The 25,729-nt window shown below is 61.9% G+C and carries 21 protein-coding genes and 5 pseudogenes; 16 read left to right on the plus strand and 10 right to left on the minus strand.

Going from position 1 to position 25,729, the window contains the following annotated elements; translation table 11 throughout:
- Positions 1-113 precede the first annotated feature (113 nt).
- The 6 genes and pseudogenes from OKW40_RS03955 to OKW40_RS03980 form a co-directional block, all read left to right on the plus strand.
- Positions 114-974 carry a transposase gene (locus OKW40_RS03955; protein ID WP_429402458.1) on the plus strand — a complete coding sequence of 287 codons (861 nt, stop codon included), beginning with the start codon at positions 114-116 and terminating at the stop codon, positions 972-974.
- A 705-nt stretch (positions 975-1,679) separates the two neighbouring features.
- Positions 1,680-3,656 (plus strand): type VI secretion system Vgr family protein, encoded by a 1,977-nt coding sequence (locus tag OKW40_RS03960; RefSeq protein WP_429488305.1) that lies wholly within the window; start codon positions 1,680-1,682, stop codon positions 3,654-3,656.
- 18 nt (positions 3,657-3,674) lie between these two features.
- A complete protein-coding gene (locus tag OKW40_RS03965; protein WP_187619882.1) occupies positions 3,675-4,121 on the plus strand; it encodes a DcrB-related protein in 447 nt (148 codons plus the stop codon).
- Between the two features lie 13 nt (positions 4,122-4,134).
- The gene (locus OKW40_RS03970; RefSeq protein ID WP_429488307.1) at positions 4,135-8,070 is read left to right on the plus strand and encodes an RHS repeat-associated core domain-containing protein; all 3,936 of its coding nucleotides are present in this window, start codon (positions 4,135-4,137) and stop codon (positions 8,068-8,070) included.
- Between the two features lie 577 nt (positions 8,071-8,647).
- Positions 8,648-9,064, plus strand: a complete 417-nt coding sequence (locus OKW40_RS03975; protein ID WP_429488309.1) for a macro domain-containing protein — start codon at positions 8,648-8,650, stop codon at positions 9,062-9,064.
- A gap of 9 nt (positions 9,065-9,073) precedes the next feature.
- Positions 9,074-9,200, plus strand: a pseudogene (locus OKW40_RS03980) (RHS repeat-associated core domain-containing protein); the annotation flags it as partial.
- Here OKW40_RS03980 and OKW40_RS03985 read toward each other — a convergent pair.
- Positions 9,188-9,373 (minus strand): hypothetical protein, encoded by a 186-nt coding sequence (locus OKW40_RS03985; protein ID WP_429488311.1) that lies wholly within the window; start codon positions 9,371-9,373, stop codon positions 9,188-9,190. The pseudogene OKW40_RS03980 and the gene OKW40_RS03985 overlap by 13 nt on opposite strands.
- 248 nt (positions 9,374-9,621) lie before the next feature.
- On the opposite strand from OKW40_RS03985, the pseudogene OKW40_RS03990 reads away from it, so the two are divergent.
- The 4 genes and pseudogenes from OKW40_RS03990 to OKW40_RS04005 all read left to right on the plus strand — a co-directional run.
- Positions 9,622-9,894, plus strand: a pseudogene (locus tag OKW40_RS03990) (IS5/IS1182 family transposase); the annotation flags it as partial.
- An 86-nt stretch (positions 9,895-9,980) separates the two neighbouring features.
- The gene (locus tag OKW40_RS03995) at positions 9,981-11,174 is read left to right on the plus strand and encodes an ATP-binding protein (RefSeq protein WP_429488313.1); all 1,194 of its coding nucleotides are present in this window, start codon (positions 9,981-9,983) and stop codon (positions 11,172-11,174) included.
- Positions 11,175-11,403: 229 nt separating this feature from the next.
- Positions 11,404-12,516 (plus strand): BMP family ABC transporter substrate-binding protein, encoded by a 1,113-nt coding sequence (locus OKW40_RS04000; protein ID WP_184033114.1) that lies wholly within the window; start codon positions 11,404-11,406, stop codon positions 12,514-12,516.
- Positions 12,517-12,542: 26 nt separating this feature from the next.
- Positions 12,543-13,079 (plus strand): nucleoside deaminase, encoded by a 537-nt coding sequence (locus OKW40_RS04005; RefSeq protein ID WP_184058649.1) that lies wholly within the window; start codon positions 12,543-12,545, stop codon positions 13,077-13,079.
- 350 nt (positions 13,080-13,429) lie between these two features.
- On the opposite strand, the gene OKW40_RS04010 is transcribed toward OKW40_RS04005, so the two are convergent.
- On the minus strand, positions 13,430-14,497 hold the full coding sequence (locus OKW40_RS04010; protein WP_184044550.1) for a purine-nucleoside phosphorylase: 1,068 nt from the start codon (positions 14,495-14,497) through the stop codon (positions 13,430-13,432).
- Between the two features lie 154 nt (positions 14,498-14,651).
- On the opposite strand from OKW40_RS04010, the pseudogene OKW40_RS04015 reads away from it, so the two are divergent.
- Positions 14,652-14,795: pseudogene (locus OKW40_RS04015) on the plus strand (IS6 family transposase); the annotation flags it as partial.
- Here the strand turns inward: OKW40_RS04015 and OKW40_RS04020 are convergent.
- The 6 genes and pseudogenes from OKW40_RS04020 to OKW40_RS04045 form a co-directional block, all read right to left on the minus strand.
- Positions 14,788-15,021 (minus strand): annotated as a pseudogene (locus tag OKW40_RS04020) (GntR family transcriptional regulator); the annotation flags it as partial. The pseudogenes OKW40_RS04015 and OKW40_RS04020 overlap by 8 nt on opposite strands.
- A 52-nt stretch (positions 15,022-15,073) precedes the next feature.
- Positions 15,074-16,684, minus strand: a complete 1,611-nt coding sequence (locus OKW40_RS04025) for an HAL/PAL/TAL family ammonia-lyase (protein WP_429488316.1) — start codon at positions 16,682-16,684, stop codon at positions 15,074-15,076.
- Between the two features lie 19 nt (positions 16,685-16,703).
- Positions 16,704-17,498 carry an ABC transporter ATP-binding protein gene (locus OKW40_RS04030; RefSeq protein WP_184058645.1) on the minus strand — a complete coding sequence of 265 codons (795 nt, stop codon included), beginning with the start codon at positions 17,496-17,498 and terminating at the stop codon, positions 16,704-16,706.
- Between the two features lie 25 nt (positions 17,499-17,523).
- Entirely contained in the window at positions 17,524-18,270 is a 747-nt protein-coding gene (locus OKW40_RS04035; RefSeq protein WP_429488318.1) for an ABC transporter permease, read from the minus strand.
- A gap of 18 nt (positions 18,271-18,288) precedes the next feature.
- Positions 18,289-19,011, minus strand: a complete 723-nt coding sequence (locus tag OKW40_RS04040; protein WP_018422333.1) for an ABC transporter permease — start codon at positions 19,009-19,011, stop codon at positions 18,289-18,291.
- A 95-nt stretch (positions 19,012-19,106) separates the two neighbouring features.
- Positions 19,107-19,967, minus strand: coding sequence for a transporter substrate-binding domain-containing protein (locus tag OKW40_RS04045; protein WP_184058643.1), 861 nt, complete (start codon positions 19,965-19,967; stop codon positions 19,107-19,109).
- 155 nt (positions 19,968-20,122) lie between these two features.
- Between OKW40_RS04045 and OKW40_RS04050 the strand changes: the two genes are divergently transcribed.
- Positions 20,123-20,449: a LysR substrate-binding domain-containing protein gene (locus tag OKW40_RS04050; protein ID WP_429488486.1), complete on the plus strand. Its 327-nt coding sequence runs from the start codon at positions 20,123-20,125 to the stop codon at positions 20,447-20,449.
- 52 nt (positions 20,450-20,501) lie between these two features.
- Here the strand turns inward: OKW40_RS04050 and OKW40_RS04055 are convergent, their stop codons facing one another.
- The gene (locus OKW40_RS04055) at positions 20,502-20,663 is read right to left on the minus strand and encodes a hypothetical protein (RefSeq protein WP_176078954.1); all 162 of its coding nucleotides are present in this window, start codon (positions 20,661-20,663) and stop codon (positions 20,502-20,504) included.
- Positions 20,664-20,990: 327 nt separating this feature from the next.
- Here OKW40_RS04055 and OKW40_RS04060 point away from each other — a divergent pair, with 327 nt between their 5' ends.
- The gene (locus OKW40_RS04060) at positions 20,991-21,590 is read left to right on the plus strand and encodes a LemA family protein (protein WP_184058641.1); all 600 of its coding nucleotides are present in this window, start codon (positions 20,991-20,993) and stop codon (positions 21,588-21,590) included.
- Positions 21,591-21,641: 51 nt separating this feature from the next.
- Positions 21,642-23,591, plus strand: coding sequence for a M48 family metallopeptidase (locus OKW40_RS04065; RefSeq protein ID WP_429488321.1), 1,950 nt, complete (start codon positions 21,642-21,644; stop codon positions 23,589-23,591).
- An 83-nt stretch (positions 23,592-23,674) separates the two neighbouring features.
- Here the strand turns inward: OKW40_RS04065 and OKW40_RS04070 are convergent, their stop codons facing one another.
- Positions 23,675-24,592 carry a mechanosensitive ion channel family protein gene (locus OKW40_RS04070; RefSeq protein WP_429488323.1) on the minus strand — a complete coding sequence of 306 codons (918 nt, stop codon included), beginning with the start codon at positions 24,590-24,592 and terminating at the stop codon, positions 23,675-23,677.
- Between the two features lie 462 nt (positions 24,593-25,054).
- Here OKW40_RS04070 and OKW40_RS04075 point away from each other — a divergent pair.
- Both OKW40_RS04075 and OKW40_RS04080 read left to right on the plus strand, forming a co-directional pair.
- Positions 25,055-25,357 (plus strand): annotated as a pseudogene (locus OKW40_RS04075) (hypothetical protein); the annotation flags it as partial.
- Entirely contained in the window at positions 25,354-25,602 is a 249-nt protein-coding gene (locus tag OKW40_RS04080) for a helix-turn-helix transcriptional regulator (protein ID WP_429488325.1), read from the plus strand. The pseudogene OKW40_RS04075 and the gene OKW40_RS04080, both read left to right, overlap by 4 nt.
- Positions 25,603-25,729: the final 127 nt, after the last annotated feature.

Here is a 25,729-nt window from a genome sequence, read left to right on the forward strand (position 1 = left end):
CAACTGGTTGCGGGTTTTCGACGGCCGTGGAATTTGTCTGCAAGCCGCGCCAGGACTGGATTTCAGGTCAGAGTAGCCAGATCGGCTAAAGTCCAGATTTCTGGACGCAGCGAATGACCCGAAGCCCATATTGGCAAGAGATTCCAACAAGATTGCGCCTGGAGCAGTTCGAGCAATTTGTCTGGCCGCATCTGAGCCTGGGCCGTCGCGGACCTCCCCCCACGCTGGCCTTGCACAAGATCTTCAACTACATCCTGCAGGCACTGTACATGGGTTGCCAATGGAAGATGCTGCCGATCGAAAAGAATGCCAACGGCCAACCCGAAATCCACTACACGCGCATCTACCGCACGTTTCGTCGCTGGCAGGCCGATGGTTGCATCGATGCCATCTTTTCGGGCTCGGTGCAGCAACTTCATCAGGACCAGCTGCTTGACCTTTCGGTCATCCACGGCGACGGCACCACGACGGCGGCGAAGAAAGGCGGCGACAATCTCGGGTATAGCGGGCACGAGCATCTGAAGGGCGACAAGGTGGTGGCCTTGTGCGATCGCAACTGCAACGTCATTGCTCCATTCATCAGCGTTCCCGGCAACCGCAACGAATCACCGCTGTTGCGCGACGCGCTGCCCAGCCTTACCGCCATGGCCCGCGCCATTGGCGCGGACCTGCACGGTTCAATCGTCAGCCTGGATGGCATCTACGACTGCAGCGCCAACCGCAAGGCGATCTTCAATCGCGGCATGACCCCGAACATCCCCGAGAATCCGCGCGGACGCAAAACACCGAAGCGGGGCCGCAAGCAGCGCTATGATCCGGCCATCTTCGAGGAGCGCTTCAGGACCATTGAACGGGTCTTCGCCTGGGAGGACAAGTTCCGCCGTCTGCTGCTGCGCTTTGAACGCATCAGTGACGTTCACTACGCGTTCAAGACGCTTGCCTATACGATGATTAACCTGCGCCACTACTGCTGAACCAGCGCGGCGCTCGCACTTCACTGACTGCGGCACGCGCCGTGATTGCTCACGCCTGTTGCATACGCATTCCTGATCATAATGCAAACTCCGATATCGAGATACCAGTCGCTTTTCACAACGATGTTCCTGGCTTCGCACGATTACCAACGGTCATCGTAGTTCTTCCGTTCGCAATGGACGGAAACGCGCAACCAGTTGTCCGCTTCAGTCAGTTCAACGGCACATTTCACGGGCAGGCTGGCAATCAGGATGAGATGTCCTGTCAGACTCGCCATTCTGAAATTCGTTTACTCGACAGACTTAACCGAATTTTTCTTTATTGAACAACGCCATCAGCACCCCAGTGAAAGATTCAGGGTGTGCTTTTCACGGCGCGGCATCCGGTAGTCGTTTCCCGAAAGTCGAGGCCAGCTGCAAGTTTTTTGGGCCCTCGCCCATGTACAGACATCCTGTCGAACGGTATTTATTGTGATCGCTGTCGATCCGGGCAGCGATTTCAAATTTTCCGTCGACACACCCAAGTCCTTGTCCGTATTTGAGATGCACTCCGTGGAGCTGCGCTGACACCGGATGGGCAGCCGGTATTCATGGAGGAGGATTGATGCAGACAGGCTTGATGAAACGATGGGCGCAGGACGCGAGGAATAGATGCGTGCGCTGCGATGACAGTGTCCGGTCCGGTTCATTGGGAGGACGGCGCTCATGCTGACCCTTGTGCCCCCCCGCACCTTTACGGTCAGCGGTGCCGCGTTGCCCACGCTGCTCAATGGCGAGCCGGCCCTGCAGTTACGCACGATCTCAGGCGAGGAAGCGCTGTCGAAGATCTACCAGTACGAACTGGAACTGGTCACGACGCTGGATCCGCTGCTGTCCGACCATACCGCGGCCAAATTCGACCTGAAGGCAATGGTCGGAAAGGAGATGACCGTGACGGTCCAGCTCGACGGGATGGGTGCATTTGTACCGGGCATGCCAGGTATGACAGGAGCCGCCAATATCGGCGCCGGCGTGCGGGAGATTAGTGGCATCGTCACCGCAGCAAGCCTGGTCCGGCAGTTGGAGCGCCAGTTCCTGTACCGGCTGGTGCTCAGGCCATGGATCGTGCTGGCCGAACGGCGTACGGACTACCGGATCTTCCAGAACATCACGGTGGTCGAGATCATCGACGCGGTGCTACGCGGCAACTATCCATACACCTGCGAAAAACGCCTGGGTAACGTGTATCCGAATCTGGTCTACCAGGTGCAGTACGGCGAATCGGATTTTTCCTTTATTCAGCGCTTGATGGAGGAAAACGGCATCTACTGGTTCTTCGAGCATTCCAATGGCATCCACCGGATGGTGCTGGTCGATAACCAGGGGGCGCACAGACCCGTGGAGAGCGCGGCTTACCGCACCTTGTGGTATTACCCGCCCGACTACAAGATCGACCGGGAATACATCAGTGCGTTCGACACCACCGAAAGCATCCAGTCCGGGATCTGGACGACCAACGATTTCGACTTCACCAGGCCGAAGGCCGATCTGGCGGTGCAGAACGCGCTACCGCAGGACACAGCGCACAACCGGCTGACGGTTTACGAGTGGCCGGGCGACTACACCGACCCGGCGCAGGGCGAGCAGTTCGCGCGTGTGCGCATGGAGGAAATCCGCGCGAAGGGCGAGCGTGCTGAAGGCCGCGGCAACCTGCGCGATGTGGTGTGCGGCACGACGTTCACGCTGGCGGGTTACCCGCAGGATGCCGCGAACCGGGAATACCTGGTGATCCGCGCGAGACTCGACGTCGAAGAGATTGCCGAGGCGACCGGTGCGGCGCAGTACCGCGTCAGCACGACGTTCGACGTGCAGCCGACGACCACGATATTCAGGCCGGAGCGCACGGTGGACAAGCCGCGCACGACCGGCCCGCAGACCGCGATCGTGACGGGACCCCGTGAGCAGGAAATCTGGACCGATCAGTACGGACGCGTGAAGCTCAAGTTCCACTGGGACCACTCGGATGTCAACGACCAGAATTCGTCGTGCTGGGTTCGGGTGTCGTACCCGTGGACGGGAAGCAACTTCGGTGGGGTGAACATTCCGCGCATCGGCAGCGAAGTGATCGTCGATTTCGAGAACAGCGATCCGGACCGTCCGATTGTGACCGGCAGGGTGTTCAACGCGATGACGATGCCGCCGTGGGAGTTGCCAGGTAGTGCGACGCAAAGCGGGATCATCAGTCGATCCATGAAAGGCGGGCAATCCAACTTCAGCGGCATCCGCTTCGAGGACAAAGAGGGTTCGGAAGAGTTCATGCTGCAGGCCGAGAAGGACATGAACTCGACCATCAAGCATGACGAGTCGCACACGGTCGGCAACGATCGCGTGAAGACAGTCGTGAGGGATGAAACGGGCAAGGTCGGTCGCGACCGCACCGTCGCGATCACCCGTAACGAAAGCATCGGCGTCGGCAGTGGCTTCGCGATGCTGGTCGGCGCGCTGCCCGCCGCTGACGCCCCGGCTCCCGCTGCCGGTACCTACACCCTGAAGGTCACCGAAAGCCTCGTCCTCGAATGCGGCGCTTCGAAGATCACCCTGCTGAAGAACGGCCACATCGCACTCGAAGGCGTCCAGATCGTGGAAACCGCGAAAGGGGCTTTCCAGATGACTGGCAAGCGAATCGATCTCAACAATTCCTAACGCTTAGCTACCCATTCCATGACCTCGCGCTATCGCATCGACGAGGGCAGTATCGATCTGCCCGAAGGATTTGAAGACCGCAGTACGAACATTTTTGTTTTTGGCGACCCGGACCGCTCACCGCTGAACTTAAACATTGCGCGTGACACGCTGGATGTGGGAGAAACACTGCCGGCCTACGTCGACCGCCAGATCAGGAAACTCGAAAAGATCCTGCGCGGCTACCGTCTCCAGCATCGCCAGGCCGCCCGGCTGGGCAGTGGCGATCACGTATCCGAGGGCGAGCAGATCGATGCTACCCGCAAGGAGGGCCAGCAGACCATCCATCAGCGACAGGCAGCGTTCCTGTGCGCGCCCCGGCGCGCGCTGATTTTTTCGGGCACGAGCATCAGGGCGTTCACCGGCGAGCAGAATGCCCTGTGGTCAACGTGGCTGGCGAGTTATCAGTCTTCATCGGCTGACTGAGCGGGGGCACGCCATGTACGAAGCCGCCCGTCTGCACGATCCCATTGCCCATTCCAGCGCACTCGCCGGTTTTCTGGTGGGTGCGTTGATCGGTATCGCGATCATCGCGGCCGTCGCCTTCGCTACCTGTACCTGTGGCTTTGGCGCGGCCTTGGTGGCGGGCCTGGTGGCGGGCTTTGCCGCACAGGGTGTATTGGCACTTGGGGAGGCGATAGGCCGCAGCATCAAATCGACGGCCGGGAAAATCAGCAGCGGCTCACCCAGCGTCTTCATCAACGGAGAGGCCGCTGCACGTGTCGAGTTCAGCGCGGTCGCATGCGAGAAACACGCGCCGATCAAACGCATCGCCGAAGGTTCCAGCAATGTGTTCATCAACGGCAAGGCGGCGGCACGCAAGGACGATCGCACCGAATGCGATGCGACCATCGGCGACGGGTCGGGGAATGTCTTCATTGGCGGAGGACGGGTTGCGTATCTGAAGATCGATCCCGAAATCCCCGACTGGCTGCGCACCACCGCCCAAGTGGCGTTCATTGTCGCTGGGCTCGCGGGCGGGCTCGCCGGCGGGCTCAAGGCGGCAGCAGAGGAAGCCGGAGAAGCGGGTGAGTCTTTCGGTGGGCGGTGCGCAACCAAATACGCTGCGGGTTTTCTTGAGGACGCCGCCATATCCGAGGCCATCGGCGGATTGATCGGCAGTCCGGTCGAGGTCACCTCAGGGCGCAAGGTGTTGCTGCCCGAGGCCGACTTCGTGCTGCCCGCGCGTATGCCGGTGTCCTGCTCACGCTTCTATTCGAGTACGCTGCACGAACCGGGGCTGCTTGGGCCGGGTTGGCGCCTGGATTGGGAAATCACCCTGCGTCGCACCGATGACGCGCTGATCTACATCGGTCCGCAAGGGCGTCCGATCCATTTCCCGTTGCTCAAACCAGGTCACGAACTGTATGACGCCGCGGAGCTGATCTGGCTGTCGCGCCTCGATGACGGGCGCTACCTGGTGCGAACACCGGAGCGGTATTACTTCCTGTTCGGCGACTTCGATGACAGCGGACTGGCCCGTCTGGTGATGATCGAAGGCCCCGACGCGCAGCAGATGACGCTGACATGGGATACCGCTGGCCGGCCGGTGGAGGTCCAGGCGGATGGTGGTTACCGGCTACGTCTGCAGTATCAGGAAGCGCCCGCGCGTCTGAGCCGCATCGAACTGCTCGAAGGCGGCACCCTTGGCACGCTGGTCAGCTACGGCTACGACAGTGCGGGCTATCTGGCGTCGGTGACCGACCGCGCGGGCGTGGTGACCCGTCGTTTCGGCTACAGCGACGGGCTGATGACCCATCATGCCAATGCCGAGGGGTTCCTCTGCCGCTATCGCTGGGAGATCCTTGCTGGCCAGCCGCGCGTGATCGAACACGACAACAGCAGCGGCGAGCGATACGGTTTCCATTACGACTTTGCCGCCGGCCACGCCGAAGTGACCGACACGTTCGGCAATGTCGCGCGGTGGGACTTCGACGCGAAGGAGCAGATCACTGCCCACACCGGCTTCGATGGCGCACAGTACGGTGCTGAATACAACGCCTCGGGATGGCCGATCGTACTGCATCTGCCGGGTGGGCGCACCCGGCGCATCGACTATGACGAACTGGGCCGGCCGGTGGCTCACACCGATCCGCTGGGCCAGATCACCCGCACGGACTATCACGCGAGTACGTCGCTACCTCGTCAGACGACCCTGCACGATGGCCGCCGTTGGATGACGGTTTACAACGGGCAGCATCAGGCGATCGAAACCGTTGATCCGCTGGGGCGGCGCACCGTCATGCACTACGGCGAGGACGGCCAGTTGCAGTGGGTCACCGATGCGAAGGGAGGCATCGTCACGCTGGAACACGACGCACGCGGGCTGCTGAACGCGCGCACCGACTGCTCGGGCAAAACCACCCACTACACGTACGACCGCGACGGCCTCCTCGACACGGTGACCGACGCGCTGGGCCAGACCACGCGCATCCGCTACGGTGCGCAGGGCCTACCCGAAGCCGTGACACGACCTGACCGGCAGACCGAGCGCTATCAGTGGAATGCCCTGGGTTACCTGGTCAGGCATACCAACGCGGCACATCACACCCAGCAATGGGAGCGCGATGGGGTGGGTCGGGTGCTGCGCCATACCGATGCTGAAGGGCGCACAGTCCACTTCGAGCGCGACGCGCATGGGCGACCGGTGAAGCTCACCAATGGGAACGGTGCGAGCTACCAGTTCGGCTGGGATGCGGCGGACCGCCTGCTTCGTGAGCAGCGCGTCGACGGCAGCGTGCACGAGTTCCGCTACGATGCGGCCGGATTTCTGCAATACATCGCCAGCCAGGCGGGCTCGTCGCGCCGCATGGAAGTCCATGAGCGCGACGCGCTGGGCCGGCTGGTGCGCCGCAGTGGCGACCATAGCGACACGGCGTACCGGTACAACGTGCTGGGCCAGTTGACCGAAGCCCGCCGCACGCCCACCGTTGCCGGCGAAGACCTGGGCATCGTGGCGGACACAGTGCGGATGGAGTACGACGCGGCCGGCCAGTTGCTGGCGGAATGGAGTGCTCACGGTCGCGTGGCCTACGAGCGTGACGAACTGGGTAATCCGCTGGCACTGACCCTGCCGCAGGGACAGCGGATCGAGACGCTTTACTACGGCTCCGGGCACGTGCACCAGATGCGCTTCGAGGGCGCCATCATCGCCGACTTCGAGCGCGACGACCTGCACCGCGAAATCCTGCGCACGCAAGGGCGGCTGAGCACGCACACCGGCTATACCTCACTGGGCCAGATCGCGTGGCAACGTGCCCATGCGCCGAAAGCGGAGGCGTCCGACGTACCGGACGAGACGCACAGTGTGCTATGGCGGCGTTACCGGTATGACCGTAGCGGCGAGCTGACGGAAAGCAACGACAGCTTCCAGGGCCATACGCTCTACGATTACGATCGCACCGGCCAGTTGCTGAGGCGCAGCGCCGAGAGCTTCGACGTCGAGCGCTTTACGTGGGACGCGGCGGGCAATCTGCTGGACGATGCCGGGCGCGAGCCTAACGTCAAGCTATCCCCGCTGCTGGATAACCTGCTGAGGCGCGACCGGGGGGTGTCGTACACCTACGACGACTGGGAGCAACTGGTGAGCCGCAACGGCATGGGCCTGCGCTGGGATGCCGAAGGTCATCTGCTGTCGGTGGACGATGGCGTGCAGCACACCGCTTACCGGTACGATGCACTGGGCCGGCGTATTGGCAAGTCGACCCGCGCCACACGGCACCCGGGTATGCCGCGCGACACCAAACCGCCGGAAGAAATCCGCTTCGTCTGGCAGGGCTTGCGGCTGTTGCAGGAACAGGACGGCAAGGGACAAAGCCGGACGTACCTGTATGACCCGGTGCGTGGGTATGCGCCGGTGGCGCGGATCGATCGTGCCGGCAGAAGCGATCACAGCGAGGTCTATCACTACCACACCGACCCGACTGGCACGCCGCGTGAAGTCACCGACGCCGACGGCAGGCCCGTGTGGAGCGGCAATTACAGTGCATGGGGCCAGGTACGGGCGAACATGCAGACGGCGGTGTTCAATCAACCGCTGCGCATGCCGGGGCAGTACCATGACGAGGAAAGCGGGCTCTCGTACAACACGTTCCGGTATTATGATCCGCATTGCGGACGGTTTATCTCGCCTGATCCGATTGGGTTGGCGGGCGGGCTGAATCTTTATCAGTATGCGCCAAACCCGATACGCTGGATTGATCCTCTGGGATTGAATGTCGGCGATATCACAACGCTTTATCACTACACAACGCAAAAAGGCTTGGAGGGCATTACAAGTAGTGGGGTTTTGAATGCATCAGAGGGGCCAGTGCACGCGAGGTTTGGCTCTGGCCAATATTTCGCGGACATCTCTCCTGATATACATCTCTCCTGATATGATTGGTGGTAGGACCATTGCAGATGCCGCCGGTACCGGGAAGATGTCGCTAGGCCAGCTCGCGGCGAACATTTATGGCGATGCGCGAAAACTCAATAGCGTCACGCATTATGTGGAAGTAGATGTCAGGGGTTTGAATGTTACAGAGCCACGACCCGGCACGTTCTTGATCGAAGGGAATGCACCGCTTGACATTTCGGATCGTATAGTAGGCAGCGGATCAAGTTGCTAATATGAAGAAAGAATATTTTCGTTCAAAGACTGAGTTTCCATGCGGCCCCGGAGAGATTTCTACGGAGTTTATCGACGGTGTCGCGACACGTCAGATCAGCCATCCTGACGGCGGTGTTGCTTATACCTCTTCATCCATACAGGATTGGAATCGTAATATAGGATATTTGCTCTTCGATGGGGCAAGGGATGAACTTGATATTCCGACACATGACCAAATTGAGCAGGACGATTTCGAGCTTGCTTGGAAAGCCGCTGTGAACAATCCTCCGCGCGAGCCTGCGATCATCTATGAAGTCGGTGACGCAGCTGTTCCACAAAAGGATTCAACCTTATTGCGCATGTGGTTAATAACCGCGGCAAATGGGGGCGTGGTTTTGTTGTTGCTCTTGGTCGCCAATACCCCGCTGCACGGAAGAGTTATCTTGACTTGTTCCGGCACGAACAACGGATACCGCTTGGATTGGTTCAATTCATACCAGTAGAAAATCAAGAACGAATATATATTGCAAACATGGTCGCCCAAGACGGGATTCGGAAGAATAGTCGAGATACTGAGCAATATATTTCGTATCCGGTTCTTCGAAATTGCCTTGAGCAAGTCTGCGAATTTGCCTTAGCCAAACGGCTTTCAGTGCAGATGCCGATGGTTGGTGCTGGGCTTGGCGGCGGGAGCTGGGATATCATTTCTGCTTATATTGATGAAATATTTTCACAATATAAACTGACATGCAAGATCGTGAAGCTTGGGGTGAGTTAGCGACTCCCATATTACGATCCGCATTGCGGACGTTTTATCAGTAGCGATCCGATCGGGTTGGCTGGTGGGTTGAATCTGTATCAGTATGCGCCCAATCCGATTCGGTGGATCGATCCTCTAGGCTTAGCAGCTGCCAATGGCGGCAATGCGCCAGTACACGGTGGAGCGGGCCACAATCAGGTCATTGATGATCATATTGCTGCGCTTCGACAAACTGACGGCGTGACGAACATACGGAAAAACCAGCAGCAGGTTGATGTGAATGGCGATAAGGTCGGAACCAATAGACCTGACATTCAATTTGATCAAGATGGGAACCACTACAATGTTGAGTACGACACAAACCCAAGAGCAAGCGCTGCTCACCAAACTCAGGTTACGGCTAGACGGTGTTAGGAACTTCGAAGTACTGGGATTGCATGGACAAGCATAAGTCGCCCCTTCAGAACTGAGCAGAGCCAGCTGCAGCAAGTGATCGGAACGAAGTTCGTTGATTGTCGAACTCCCAGAAGCGATATCGATCTGATTTTCTTTCCGGGAGTTTGCGAGCCTCACCGATGAGCACGCCCGATTTTTTTCGCAGTCGTCTGGACGCGATGATTGATCTTCGTCACCCGCTGGCGGTGTTGGCCACGCGAATGCCGTGGGTGTCGATCGAAGCAACGCTGACCCCGGTGTTCGAGCGGCGTGCTCGCGAAGGACGAGTCAATGATGATGTCGATCTGTTCGGTAGTGCGGCGACGCTGGCGGGGGCTGGCCCGAGCGCGGCAGGGCGGCCGCGCCTGCCGGTTCGCCTGATGGTCGGCCTGCTCTACCTGAAGCACGCGTACAACGAGCATGCGGGCTGTCCACGCTCGATGCTGCAGTCGACATTGCGCAACTGGCTGCGGCGGTTTCCGGCAAACGTCTGCTCCTCGTGCTGGATAACGCCGAGCATGTGATCGACGCCGTCGCGCGGATCGTCGACGCACTCGTAGCGACAAGCGAAATTCTGCGTGTGATGGTAACGAGTCGTGAACCACTTCGCCTGATGCAAGAGACGGTGTACCGGGTCGAGCCACTCGACGTGCCGCCTTCGCATTCAACCCATGCGGAGATCGTCCAGTTTTCAGCGGTAAAGTTGTTTTTGCTGCGCGTCAATTCAATCCAACGGTATGCATACGCCGGCTGCGAGGAAATTCATCTCATCGGCGAGATCTGCCGCCGGCTGGACGGCATTCCTTTGGCAATCGAGCTGGCAGCGACGCGCGTCGCTGGCCTCGGCATTGGGGGTGTTCATCGCTATCTGCACGACCGTTTCAGTTTGCTGACGGGCGGCTACCGGACCGCTCTGCCACGCCATCAAACCTTACGTGCGACGTTCGACTGGAGTTTCTTCATCCTGAATCCATGCCATCAGTTACTGTTCAGGCGCCTCGCGGTATTCAGCGGCGGCTTTACGTTCGATGCGATGTGCGCGGTGGTGTGCGACGAGAAGTACGCTGTGGCGGACGCGATCGGCGGCATCGGCGATCTGGTGGCGAAATCGCTCGTCAACATTGAGCTGGAGGGGCCGGTAAGCAGGTATCGCCTTTCCGATTCGGCACGTGCCTATGCGCTGGAGAAGCCGCATGCGCAAGGCGAGCAGAGGCTGATCGCGGCGCGCTATGCACGCTATGTCTCCCATTGCTTGCGACCGTGTCTGGCTGGCAGTGTCGCTGAACAATTGGACCTGGAAATCGATTTCCGGCAGTCGCTGGATGATGCACGCAGCGCTTTCGATTGGGCGTTCTCGCAGCATGGCGATACGCGGATTGGAGTCGAGCTCGCGGCAGGTTTCACAGAGGCGCTGCTCGATGCGGGCCTGATTCACGAATGCTGCACGCGTGCCGAGCAGGCCATCGATGCGCTTGAAGAACTGCCCCATGCCTCGGTGGACTCGGACACCGAAATGCGCGTACGTGCCACTCTCGCCTCGGCATTGATCTATGCTCAGGGGCCCGTGTCAAAGTCGGCACAATCGTGGAGGGAAGTGCTGGCTCTTGCTGGCGATACAGGCGACGGTTCTGGTGCAAATAGTGAAGGTGAATCGGTTAAGGTGTTGCCCCCCGATCTCATCATCCGACAATGATGCCCGAGCGCGGCCTGTCGCTGGCCCACACGACGATCGCTGCCTCCTATTCGAACTCCGCGATCCGCAGGCCAATTTCCCAATGGCTTCATATCCATTCCGTTATACGACACATAACGAATCAATATTTCGGCCTTGATATTGACTCACCATCATCGCTGACGCGACGCAGCCAGTCGTCTGGACGACTGGCGTCGTCTCCTTCCCGTTCCCCATCTTCGGAGACTCCATGAGAACAAACTTCGCTCGCGCGGTGGTGCGCTCACTGCGCCCTGCGGTTACGCTTTTAGCCGCGCTTGGCATCTATGTTGCGTTGAGCCCCACTGCCACCGCCGCAGTGCCGATGGGCGTCGCGTTCGTCTACCTCGGCAACCCCGGTGACGCTGGCTGGACCTACGCACACGAACAGGGTGTGAAGGCGATCGAAGCGAGGTTCGGTGACAAGATCAAGGTCACGCGCGTCGAGAACGTACCCGAATCCGCTGACTCGGAGCGCGTGTTTCGCGACCTCGCGAACAAGGGCAACAAGATTATCGTGGGCTCGAGCTTCGGATTCCAGGACTTCGAACTGAAGACTGCAAAGGATTATCCCGACGTCGTCTTCGAGCATGCGACCGGATACAAGAAGGCCACGAACTTTGCGACCTATGACGTGCGCACGTACCAGAGCGCCTATCTGGCTGGGCTCGTCGCCGGCTATACGACGAAGACGAATACGCTCGGCTTCGTCGCCTCGGTGCCGGTCCCGGAAGTGGTGCGCAACATTAACGCTTTCACAATGGGTGCGCGTTCGATCAATCCGAATGCGAAGGTAAAGGTCATATGGATCAATAGCTGGTTCGATCCAGGCAAGGAGAAACAGGCGGCCGAAACGCTGATTGGCCAGGGAGCCGACGTGCTGATCCAGAACACCGATTCGACGGCGACAATGCAGACTGCCGAGCAGAAGAATGTGCACGCGTTCGGTTGGGACTCGGACATGAAGAAGTTCGGCCCGAATGCCCAACTGGGCGCATGCGTGAGCTACTGGGGCGTCTACTACTCTCACCTGATCGAACAGGTGCAATCCGGCACGTGGACCAACGCGCCCACGTGGTGGGGTCTCAAGGAAAAAGCAATCGACCTCGCTGACATCAACACTGCAGCCGTATCGCCTGCCGCGCAAAAGGCGCTGGCGCAAAAGCGCGACGACATTATCGCTGGCAGATTCGATCCGTTCTCCGGACCGATCAGGGATCAGAATGGCGCGATCAAGGTGGCAGCCGGCACGTCGCTGCCCGACGCCGAGTTGCTGCGGCTCAACTGGTTCGTGCAGGGGGTCGAGGGCACGTTACCGAAGTAACTCAGCCAACGTGGAGGAGACACACTTTGAGCCTTGTCATTTCCCCGAAACAGAACGCGTCGGCGTTCCCTGAGCAGGGGCTCGCGCCGACACGCGAGCAGATCGTCCGCCATCTGCGTCATGCAAGCGTTATCGCAGAACGTGCGATGCTGTTGGGCCGTCACCCGTTTGGCGCCATACTCGTCGGGCCTGATCAGGAGTCGGTTCTAATAGAACAGGGCAATGTCGATTCCGTCAATCATGCGGAAGCGGTGCTCGCGCGTATTGCCGCGCTCAACTTTACGCCGCAATTCTTGTGGGGTTGCACGCTCTATACGACGGTTGAGCCATGTTGCATGTGCGCAGGCACGGCATATTGGGCCAACATTGGGCGGGTGGTTTTTGCAATGACGGAAGAGCGCCTGCTGCAAGCCACGGGCAATCATGCAGAGAATCCCACGATGAGTGTGTCGTCGCGGTATGTCTTCGACCATTGCCAGAAGCGCATTGAACTGGTTGGGCCCGTGGCCGAGGTCGAGGAAGAAGTGATGCAGGTGCAGCGCAGGTTCTGGGGACGCCGATGAGCATGGCGCATCGCGGCCTTATGTTCGCATCATGCCGCGCGCGGAGCCGCCACCGCCCGCGCAGCGGCCGCCGCAGCCACCGCGCCCGCAGGGCTCAGTTCGGGCCTTGCGCAGTTGAGGCCGTTCGCCGGATCAGACCACCCGAACGTACCCCCACGCTGAGGTAGGAGCACAAATGCTGAGATGGCGCGGTCAGATCCCGTGAGGTCGCATGCCGGTGCTCCGAGCACACCACCGGTCTGCGTTGGCGTAGGCGTGGCCACCGCTCGCGCCGCGGCAGCAGACGACAACGGTGGACACGATCGCTGTGCAGACCGGCACGCGGTACGCTCCACCATGCCGCAAACGCGCTACCGCTGCGGTACGCCGTCGCGCCACTCGCCCCAATGCGTGACGATGTCCTGCACGAGCGGATTGCCCGTCAGGAACAGATTGTCGATCGCGATCGTGAAGCCCCCCTGCGACGAGTAGTTGAGCAGATTGTCCGCGCTCGACTGGCCCGCGTACGGCCGGTCGAAGTCCGAACCAGCGCGCAGCACCGCGACACGGTTCAGGTCAACGCGATGCACGGTCGCCGCGCGCGTCAGCGCCTCGAAAGTGGCGTTGTCTTCCTGCTGGGTCGTGCAATAGGTGCCCTTGCCGTCGGTCAGGATCTTCGTCCATTGCCGCGCACGCTCGCCGAGATCGGTGCCCGACCACCAGGTATCGCCCGCCAGCGTGTCACACTGGATCACGGTCGGCGGACGGTTCGCGGGCGCATAGTTGTATTTGGCGCGGGCAGCCTGCGCCTGTGCGTCGTCGGTCAGCGTCACGTTGCGCGACAGCGCGAATGCCGCGTTCGAAAGCGCCGGATTGAGCTGGAACACTTCGGTGCGATAGTCGAGCGGCGGCTTCTGCGTCGGGCCCGTCGTGTTGATGCCGAGATAGCCGGTATTCCAGCCCGGCGGAATTTCGCGTCCGTCGATTTCCCATTGAATCCCGAAGTCGACCAGCCAGTTCGCCCACGCAGCGGAACCGACGGTGCCCTGAAGCGGATCAATACCAGCGATGCCCGCCACCATGAAGTACGTATGACGCAAGTCGAAACGCGGCGAGAACGTCAGCGCCATGATCGACGCGGCGGCATTCGCGTGCCCCATGCCCGTCGTCATCACGCAGACCTCCTTGCGATTGCAGTGTACGGCAGGGTAGTCAGGAGACAGGCCCGCGACGGTGATGTCCTGCCACGGGCCGAGATGATCGAGCCACACCTGGCCTTCCGGACCGAACATCGAAATGATCATCACCTTGACCGGCCGGCCATGCGACGCGCCGTCGTCCTGCGCGAAGCTGTCGTCGGCATGTGCGATGGCCGGTGCAACTGCGGCGCCTGCCACGAGCAACGATGAAATCGCTGCACCAAAAGCACGATTTAGCATAAGAGGTCCCACCTGATATGTAAGAACTGCGGTTGCGAAAAGTGAGTCGCGTGCCGTGTTGTCGACTGACGTCGTGGTTTTTTGTCGGCGTGCAGCGTGGGACCTGGGCGTGAGCCGTTCAGGTGACAGTGAGTATAAGCAGAGAAAAATCTGAATTGCCAGGCGGACGAATGTCATGCTCGGCTTCAACCGTTTCAGGAACGCCGCGATCACTCTGGCAGGCATTGAGTTGACGCATCGCATTCGCAAAGGCCAATTCAACCTGGCGAAGCTCGGCCTCAAAGATACCGTCGCGTGAGCACACGTCGTGCGCTCAACTCGCGCAACACGCGCGAAACGGTCATGCGTGCGACTCCGGACTCCTTGACCAACTCGGTTTCCGAAGGGATTGCGTCTCCAGGCTTCCAGGTGCCATCGGCTATGCGCTCGATTACATAGCGCTTTATCTGTTCGTATGCTGGCGCAAGCTTGCGCTGCAGCTTCAACCGCTTCGCCTCTCCACCCGCCTGCGCCGCCTCAGTCATGACTGTCCTGGTTGCACCGTGAACGATTTGCGCGCGCCGCGCGACGCCAGCCTCAAGTACCCACCGCCCCGGGCAAAGCATCGTTCGCCGATGCCGCCGCGCTGCCCGCCACGCAGTCCGTTGGTGCCGGAATGCAGAAATCCCGTGAGGGCCGGACCGTCAGCGGACCGGGCAACGGCGGCGGACCATCATCCATGATCATGTGGAATGCGCGTGTCATGTCGTCCGCAAGCGGACGGTCGTCACGGTAGGTCGGCAAGACAGCGCGAACCTGGCTATACAACGCCTGCGTATACGGCGCGCGCTCGGCTGCGATAGGCTGCAGGTCGTATGCCTGAACCGCGGCAAGCAGTTCAATGCCAAATATGCGGCCGCTGTTGTCGATGACGGCCAGCGCCTTGAGGGCGGCCGGCGTGGCGTGGCAAAGGTGATCTTCCTGCAAGCCGGACGTCACACCGCCGTCGAGGCTCGCGGGCGCGGCCTCGCGGCGGTTCTGCGCGACCAGCGCCGCCGCCGTGTATTGCGCGATCATGAAGCCCGAGCGCGTGCCGCTCGCTTGCGCGAGAAACGCGGGCAACCCGCTCACGAGCGGATTGACGAGACGATCGAGACGCCGCTCCGCCATCGCGGCCACCTGCGCGACCGCAACCGCGAGGCTGTCCATGGCGAGCGCGATCGACGCGCCGACGGCGTGCGCCTGCGAGAACACGCGCGGCTCCTCGGGCGTGCCGGCGATGATCGGATTGTCAGTCGTCGAGGCGAGTTCGCGGTTCACGACTTCGGCCGTCGCAGCCAGCACATCGCGCGCCGCACCGTGCACATGCGGAATCGTGCGCATGCTGAGCGGATCCTGCGTACGCCGTCCGAGTGCCGCCGCCAGCAGACCGCTGCCCAGCAGCGCCGCGCGCATGCGCGCGCCGACCTGCGCAAGGCCCGGTGAGACGCGATACGCGAGCGAGCCCGCGTCGAACGCCACCATCTGCCCGCCGAGATTCTCGAAGCTCATCGCCGCCACGGCGTCAGCCCAGTCGAGCAGCCGGTGCGCGCGTTGCAGCGCGAGCGCCGCGAGCCCGGTCACGCACGGCGTGCCGTTCACGAGGCTCAAGCCTTCTTTCGCTTCGAGCGACAAGGGTTCGAGCCCCAGCCGGCGCAGCGCCTCGGCGCCGCTGATGCGCTCACCACGCCAGTTCACGTGCCCCGCGCCGACGCACACGAGTGCGATATGCGCCATGTGGCTCAGATAGCCGACCGAACCGAGCGCGGGCACTTCGGGCAGGCAATCGGCCCGGAGCAGCGCGACGAGCCGCTCGACGAGTTCGACGCGCACGCCCGAATGCCCGTGCGCGTAATTGTTGATGGCTGCGGCCATGATCGCGCGCGTCTCCTGCGCGCCGAGCGACGCGCCGACGCCCACCGCGTGGCTCATCAAAATGTTGTGCGAAAGCGTGTGCTGTTCGGCCGGCGACACCACCACGTCGCACAACGCGCCGACCCCGGTGTTCACGCCGTAGGCGCGCATGCCGCGCGCGATGATCTGCTCAACGAGCGCGCGCGCGGCGCCAATGCGCTCGCGCGCTTGCGCGGAAAGCTCGAGCGGTGCGCCTGCCGCGACGGCGCAGACTTCGCGCCAGTCCAGCGGGTTTCCGGTACGGATGACGGTCATGATGAACCCCGACGATGGATCAATGTGCGTTGCGGTCCTGATGGCTCGACACGAACTGGCGGAAGCGCTCCGACTTCAGTTCGCCGAATACCTCCGCGGGCGTGCCGTCCGAATCGACCTGGCCCTGATCCAGGAACATCACGCGATTGGAAACGTGTTTCGCGAAGCCCATCTCGTGCGTGACGACGAGCATCGTGCGGCCCTCGTCGGCAAGCGTGCGCATGACGCGCAGCACTTCGCCCACGAGTTCGGGATCGAGCGCCGAAGTTGGCTCGTCGAACAGCATCACCTTCGGATGCATCGCGAGTGCGCGCGCGATTGCCACGCGCTGCTGCTGGCCGCCCGAGAGATGTGCGGGATAGTGGCCGCGCTTGTCGGCGAGGCCGACCTTCGCGAGCAGTGCCTCGGCTTCCTCGACCGCTTCGGCGCGGCTGCGCTTTTGCACGCGCATCGGGCCTTCGATCAGGTTCTGCAGCACCGTCATGTGCGACCACAGGTTGAAGTTCTGGAACACCATGCCGAGTTGCGAGCGCACGCGGTCCACCTGGCGGCGGTCGCCCGGTTGCAGCTTGCCGTCACGGCGGCGCTTCATCTTCAGCGCTTCGCCGGCAAGCGCGACGGTGCCGTCGTCGGGCATCTCAAGTAGGTTCAGGCAGCGCAGGAACGTGCTCTTGCCCGAGCCGCTCGCACCCAGGATCGAAATCACGTCGCCTTCGTGGGCGTCGAGCGAAATGCCCTTGAGCACGTGATGATCGCCGAACGACTTGTGGATGTTCCTCACGGACAGGGCGGCGACCGGTGCGACTGCGTTCATACGATTCTCCGGAAAGATGGGCCGATCAAGACGCGACGCGGCGGGTTTCGAGTTGCGTGGCGGGGCGGCGCACGACGGTGGGCGCGGCGCGCAGATGGCGCGAGAGGCGCCGCTCGACGAGGCCGATGAGGCGCACCACGAGGAAATTCAGGCATAGATAGATCAGCGCAGCGCACGTGAACACCTCCGTCGTGCGATAGGTCTGCTGAATGATCTGTTGCGCGACACCTGTCACTTCCCAGACGGTGACAAGGCTTGCGAGCGCCGTCGACTTGACGAGCAGCACGGCTTCAGTCGAATAGGCGGGCAGGCACTGCCGCAACGCGATGGGGCCGATCACGCGGCGCAGCAGCGCGAAGCCCGACAGGCCGATTGCATGACCTGCCTCGATCTGCCCGACCGGCACGGCCATCAGGCCGCCGCGGATGATCTCGGCGGTGTAGCCCGCCGTGCACAGCGCGAGCGAGAGCACGGCGCACACGTAGGGCTCGCGCAGCACGGGCCACAGGAAGCTTTCGCGGATCACGCCGAACTGTCCGAGCCCGTAGTAGACGAGAAACATCTGGATCAGCAGCGGCGAGCCGCGGAACACGAGAATATAGGCGCGCGCGAAGTGGTTAGGCAGCCAGTGCGGCGAGACGCGCATCGTGACGATCACGAGCGAAAGCAGGCCGCCGAGCACGAGCGAGGTGAAAAAGAGGCTCAGCGTGGTCGGCACGGCGGCAACGAGCTGGCGCGTCGTGTCGAGAAGAAAATCGAAATCGATATGCATGATGAGGCCGCCCTTGCGTCAGTTGCGCGCGAAGTTGCGCTTGAAGGAGCGGCCGACGATCGTCTCCGCCCGGCCGAACACACGGTTCGAAACGCCCGTCATCGCGAGATAGAGCGCTCCGCCAACGACGAAGAACAGGAAGTACTGGTGTGTCGATCCCGCCGCGACCTGGCTGGCACGCAGCAATTCCACGAGACCGGTGACCGAGATCAGCGCCGAGTCCTTGAGGCTCAACTGCCACACATTGCCGATACCCGGCAGTGCGAATCGCAGCACCTGGGGAATCAGGATGCGGCGCGCCATGGTGAGCGTCGGCATGCCGATCGCGCGCGCAGCTTCGAGTTCGCCGCGCGAGACAGCTAGCACGGCGGCGCGATAGACCTCCGTCTGATACGCGCCGGAAATCATGCCCACCGCGAACGCGCCAATCACGAACGGCGGCACGCCGATGAAGCCGTCGGCACCGAACCACTGCCCGATCGAGGACACCAGCGTCGAGCCGCCAAAGTAGAACAGATAGATGACAAGCAGTTCCGGCACGCCGCGGAAGACGGTCGTGTAGAAGTCGCCGATCACGCGCGCCGTGCGAAAACGCGAGAGCTTTGCCGCTGCGACGAGCGCGCCGAATACCGCGCCGATCGCGAGCGCCGCAAGCGTCAGCACCACCGTCATGAACGCACCGAGCAGGAGCAGGCCGCCCCAGCCATCGGTCCCGAAGCCGAGCATTTCGAAAAGAGCCATCACGCCACCTCAACCAAGCCTGCGAAACAAGCCGCGCGGCATCAGCCTTTCGAGCCGGATCAGGCCGAAGTGCGCGGTCACGTTGTGAGCGACGCTCAGGGCGTCACGTCGGTCTTGAACCACTTCTCCGAAAGCTTCTTCACGGTCCCGTCGGTAATCGCCGACGTTATCGCCGCGTCGAACTTCGCCTTCAGGTCCGCGTCCTGCTTGCGGAACGCGAGGCCTTCGCCCGGCCCCCAGATCAGGCCGCCGATCTTCGGGCCGGCCGTCACCGTCGGCACCGCTTCCTTCTTGTCGGCATTTGCGGCGTAGTACGTCACATCGTCGAACGACGCGTCGATGCGGCCATTGGACAGATCGAGATCGCGTTCCGGCGAGGTCTTGTAGACGCGGATCGACGCGACATCCTTGAAGTTCTCGTTGATGAAGCGCGTATAGACCGTGCCCGACTGAATGCCGATGGTCTTGCCCTTGAGCGCCGTGCGCAGCGCCTGGACGGCGGGCGCGTTCGACTTGGCGTCGGTGTCGAGCTTCAGCGGCGCCGGGTTGCCGGTTGCCTTCGGCAGGATCTTCGTGTCGGTGACCGCGAAGGTCGCCGGCGTGGACGCATACGGCTTCGAGAAGGCAATGATCTTCTCGCGCTCTGGCGTGATCGAGATCGCATCCATCAGAACATCGAACTTTCCGGCTTGCAAGCCGGGAATCATGCCGTCCCAGTCCTGCGCCACGAGATTGCACTTGAGTTGCGCCCGCGCGCACAGGTTAGCGGCGAGTTCGGGTTCGAAGCCGCCCAGCTTGCCGCCCGGCAGCGTCATGTTCCAGGGCGCGTAGCCGCCTTCGAGGGCGATCGTCACTGTCGTCCAGTCCTTCGCTTCGGCGGTGTTGCCCACAAGCGCCGCCGCTCCAAACGCGGCACCGATCAAACTCTTGACCAACCATCTGCACTTCGCCTGCATGTCCACACTCCTTGGATTGCCGAAAACTTCATTACGGTAGCGCGCCAATCGCGGTTTCGTCTTGTCTAGACAAGATGCGGGAAGTCGAATTTTGGCGCAAGCGCAATTTCTGAAAATGTCGCCGATTCAGGGTATCCACCAGGTCAGGGTCTCGGATCTGGCGCTTTACCCCGCCTGGCGGCGAACGCACAGTGGCAGTCACGGGTAATCGCATCAGCGACGATGCCGATGCAGTTCGTCGCTGGGCGATAGCCGGGGAAGGCCTTGTCTACAAGTCGCGACTGGACCTCATCGACGATCTGAAGGCAGGTCGACTGGTGGAGTTGTTTCCGCCGGCGTATTGCGAGCCTTCGCCGCTGCACTTGATTTGTGCTCACCGTGCGCAACTGACACCGACGATCAGCGCGTTGAATGCCTTCCTGCGCGAGCGCTGCTCTGCATTGCTGGCGAGCTACCTCTCGGGAGGCTCCCGATCTGCGTAACGAAGTTCGCCCTTTCCTGATCGTCTCAATGAGTCGACCGAAGGCTTAGGCGCTAGCTCAGTGTCTTGAACTGGATACCCGGCCAGGTGAGTTTTGGCAGCCTGCTTTCCAGGCAGGTGCGGAGTTCCTGCACCTGCGCCGCTTGGTCGGAATCTTCCGGTCTGGTGAGGTAATACGCGTCACCACTTCCAACGGCGGTTTTAAACGGCAGCACGAGTTGCCGCTCGTCGATCGCGTCCTGTCGACCAGCTGCATCTCGCCGACGACGTTGCACCCGAGGTCCGCGCGAACGTCGCGGTCATTACGACGCTCTCCGCACAGATCGCCATCGTGGAAAAGCGTCTTCGAAAAAACGTCGCACACACGCGGACTGCGCCCTCTTTACTCCAGTACCCGGCAATTGATGGAGCACGCTTAATTCGCACCCTTTGTCTTATAACAGTTTGACGAATTGATTGAATTAAATGTCATTTCACTTATCCTGTTTCCATAGTCGCGCGATGGTCCAAACCAGCAGTCCTCTCGTCGGAGGTCACGGCCAATGAGTCCCGTCGTCGTCACCCTGCTCGTGCTGCTGGGCGTCGGGCTACTGCTCGCGCTCCGCCTCATGGGCATCTACAACGGGCTAGTGGTCGCCCGGAACCGCTTCGCGAACGCCTTCGCCCAAATCGACGTGCAGCTCAAACGCCGCTACGAGCTGATTCCGAACTTAGTCGAAGCGGTCAAGGGCTACATGGGTCACGAAAGGGAGACGCTCGACGCCGTCATCAAGGCCCGCAACAGCGCGATGGCAGCCGAGCAGAAAGTCGCCGCCAACCCCAGCGACCCGGCGGCCATCAGGGGGTTTAACGAGGCCGAGGCCCAGCTCGGCGGCATTCTGGGCCGGCTCTTTGCGCTATCCGAAGCGTACCCGGACCTCAAGGCCAACCAGAACATGCTCGCCCTGCAGGAGGAACTGAGCTCGACCGAGAACAAGATCGGCTTCGCGAGGCAAGCCTTCAACGACGCCGCCACCGACTACAACAACCAGCGCGAAGTCTTCCCAGCCGTCATGGTGGCCGGCATGTTTGGTTTCAAGGAAGCGTCACTGCTCGAAACCACAGAGGCCGAGCGCGCAGCGCCCAAGGTGTCGTTCCGGTAACCGGAACCGCCACGGCTCCGTGCGCTTCACGCTCTCAAAACCGCGCCGACCATGGCCACCAATTTCTTTCAGCAGCAGGATTCGGCACGGCGCAAGACCTTCCAGCTGGTGGTCTATTTCGTCCTCGCGATCCTGATTCTGATCGCCCTCGTGTACGGTCTGTTGGTGGCGCTCAGCATGTATGGCGCTCACGAGCCCGTGTCTTGGTGGCAACCTGACATGCTCCTGCTCGCGGCGCCGGCGGTGGGCATCCTGGTCGGCGGTGCCAGCGCGCTCAAGGTGTCCCAGCTCGCTTCTGGCGGGCAGGCCGTCGCCTTGATGTTGGGCGGTAAGGAGGTGCCCGGCACGACCACCGACGCGCGGCAGAAGCGGCTGCTCAACGTCGTCGAGGAGATGGCCCTCGCTGCGGGAGTGCCGGTGCCCCCCGTATATGTTCTGCCGGAGACCGGCATCAATGCCTTCGCGGCCGGCTACGCCCCGGGCGATGCTGTGGTCGCCGTCTCCCAGGGCTGCCTCGACTACTTGACCCGTGACGAGCTGCAGGGCGTGGTGGCGCACGAGTTCAGCCATATCCTCAACGGCGACATGCGGCTCAACATCCGGCTGATCGGCCTGATCTTTGGGATCATGGCGTTGTCGATCATCGGCCGCAGCCTCATGTTCGCTTCCCGCGCACGCTCGTCGGGAAGACAGGATTCCCGCGGCGGCATGGTGCTACTGGGCCTGGGCGTGTTTGTGCTGGGACTGGTGGGAGCGTTCTTCGGTCGGCTGATCATGGCAGCGGTGTCCCGGCAGCGCGAGTACCTGGCCGACGCTAGCGCCGTCCAATTCACGCGCAACCCCGACGGGATTGGCGGGGCGCTCAAGAAGATCGGCGGGCTGGCCGAGGGGTCGCGCATCGACACCCCCCGGGCCGCCGAGGCTGGTCACATGTTTTTCGCCAACGCTTTCGCCGGCGAGGGGCTCGCCGGACTGCTGGCCACCCACCCGCCCCTCGTCGAGCGCATCCGCCGGCTCAATCCCCCGTTCGACGGCCAGTTCCCGGAAGTGCGACCGGTCGATGTCGATCGGGAACAACTCGAGGGCACCCGCCCCAGCCGCGTCCCGCCGTTCGCCGGGGTTCCCACGTTACCGGGGCTGCCGCAGGTGCCGGTGCCGGTATTGGGCTTCGCCGAGGAAGCGGCGTCTCGGGTCGGCCGCGTCCATCCGGAAGTGATGAGCTACGCCCAGGCACTGCACGACGGTATGCCCGACGCGCTCCGGGTTGCCGCCGAGGAGCCGTTCAGTGCTCGCGCCGTAGTCTGCGCCCTTCTTCTGGACCCGCTGGAGGACCTGCGGGAACTTCAGTTGGCCCAGCTGAAGGCCGGCGCCGAACCGCGGGACTTTGCCGAAACCTTGCGGCTGGTCGCCCCAGTCCAGGCGCTGCCGGACACGCATCGGCTGCCCCTCCTGGATCTGGCGCTGCCAGCCCTGCGGCAGATGTCGCACCGCCAGCACCAGGCTTTCCGCGCGCAGGTCGAGTTGCTCATGATCGCCGACCAGCGGCTGAGCCTGCTCGAGTACACGCTCCGCTGCGTGCTGCATCGCCATCTCGACGCCCAGTTCCTGCCGCAGCGTCAGACGCGTCCCTTGCACAGCTCGCCGCAAAAACTGGCGCAGCCGGTGGCGACGCTGTTAGCGCTGTTGGCCTGGGAAGGCCGGCCGGAACCCGACCGGGCCGCCCGAGCTTTCGATACCGGCATGCGCGGCTACATCGGCGGCGACCACACCCACCGCTTGCCGCCCCGCGAGAAACGTTCCCTCATCGAGCTCGATGCGGCCCTGCGAACGCTCAATCAATCCGTTCCGGCAATCAAGCGCCGGATCGTCGCCGCCTGCGCGGCGTGCATCCTGGCGGACCAGCAGGTCACCGTCCGTGGAGCGGAGCTGCTCCGCGCCGTTTGCGACACGCTCGACTGCCCGCTACCGCCGCTCGTCGCGAGCGAATCGGAAAGACGATGAACGACATTGCATGCAGGGCTTTGTCGCGGCAAGGAACGCAGAACAACTGCGATCGCTATGCCGCGGGATCGAAGAACCGGGGGCTACACCCCCTGCTCCGGTTTTCTGATCGCGGATGACCCTGCCTGACCGGCGGCTGCGCCGGATGCCGACGCGGCCGTCGCGCTCGGCACGATGTGCAGTTCACGGGTGCGCAACGGCAGCGAACATTGCGCGTCGGTCAGTGTTTGACGCACCCGGCGTGCGAGTTCCCAGCGCATGGTCCAGAACATGTCCGTGTTCGACCAGACGCGGATATTCAGCACCGCCGTGCTGTCGTCGAAGCGGATGACCATCACCTGCGGCGCGGGATCGCGGAGCGCACGCGGGTCGGCGGCGGCGAGCGTGCGCAGCGCCTCAAGCGCGCGATCCACATCGTCACCGATCGAGATCTCCACTTCGAGATCGAGCCGGCGCATCGGATTACGGCTGAAGTTGCGGATCGAATTGCTCCACAACGCGCTGTTCGGCACGTATTCGCAGATGCCGTCGGGTTTGGTGAGACGCGTCGTGAACAGATTGACTTCGTCGACCGTGCCCGCGACACTGCCGGCTCCGCCCTCGATATAGTCGCCGACCTTGAACGGCCGCAACACCAGCAGCATGATGCCGGCCGCGATGTTCTGCATCGTGCCTTGCAGCGCGAGACCGACCGCAAGACCGGCTGCGCCAAGCACGGCAATGATGCTGGCCGTCTGGATGCCTAACTGCGACAGCGCACCGACGATCGCGACAATGCGAATGCCCCACAGGCCGATGTCGCAGAGGATCGGTCGCAGCGTGGCGTCCATGCGTGACTGACGCGCAAGGAGCCGGCTCAGCGACATCGAAGCGCGGCGCGCGACCCACCATCCGATCACCAGTATGCCCGCAGCGGCGCCCAGATGAATCGAGAACGCGGTGAGCATATCCAGCAGGAAGGCCCATCTGCCCGGACTGATTTCGACGAGAAGATTCTCCATGTGTCTTGACGATCCCTATATTGGACAGCGGGTAGATTGCCGCGCGCGAGCATCGACGGTATATGTGGACGAACTCGACTGGCTTCCGGGAATTTAACCAGATAACTTCCGTTTTGGGCATTATCAGCGGTTAAAGCTGCGTGTTTTTTCTGAGCCTGTTATCCAGATCGCTTCTGTCGTAACGGCAGCCGCCCGAGCTAGCGGCTGCCCGCCCCGAGTTCCGTGAACGGCCCCGCCGGCGTGACTTTGAGGAGACGGAAACGATGTCCTCACGCCCCGTTCGACCTTCTCTGCAGGCGTTTCGATAAACCACTCAAGATACCCACAGAAGCTGGGCACAAGCCTGTGGACAACAGGCTCATGACTCGCTCAACTCATTGAGCGCATTGGTTTTCACTCACATGCTTCCGATAGGTCGGCTGCGTCGCGGCCACACGCGTGTCGGACGAGCCGGCCGTCGCCGCGGCGGCGCTCTCGCTCACCTTCATCGGGCGCGGCGCGCTGCACGTACCGATTGAAGGATCGGTCGCGCTCTTTCTCGCTGGCGCGGCGCTGCACCTGTTCGCCACCACTTCGATGGGCATTTTCATGGCCACGCTCGCGCGCAGCATGCCGCAGTTCGTGCAGAACGTCATGCTCGCCGCGCCCACCACGCATTTCGTCGAGCTCGGCCAAGCCATACTCTTTCGTGGCGCGGGCATCGCCGTGGTCTGGCAACCCTTCCGGTGGCTCGCGGCGATAAGAGGTCACACAGCGCATGAATGAGCGCCCTGCTACGCCGCGCGGAGGTCGAGCAGCGTATCGGCCTGACCGGATCGACGATCTATCTGAAGATCGCGCAAGGCAAGTTCCCCAAACCCATCACGGTCGGCGTGGCGGCGGTGCGCTGGCGTGAAAGCGAGGTCAATCAATGGATCGCAGGACATCCACCCGACCCGCATCGCGCGGGTCTTTTTTTGCCTGCGCGCTGCGCTCGATCAGATCGCAGTCACACTTCCGATGTTTGTTAAATCACGTCAAAGTATTGATAGTGCATAGCATCCCCGTTGCAAATGCTTGCGTATCTGGGTAAAAGATTGTCCGTTCGTAGTGCATACCTTATTAAAAATGAGGTCGTAACCATGCAGCGCTCATTTG

The sequence above is a fragment of the Paraburkholderia sp. RAU6.4a genome (assembly GCF_050435625.1).
Classification (GTDB): Bacteria; Pseudomonadota; Gammaproteobacteria; order Burkholderiales; family Burkholderiaceae; genus Paraburkholderia; species Paraburkholderia tuberum.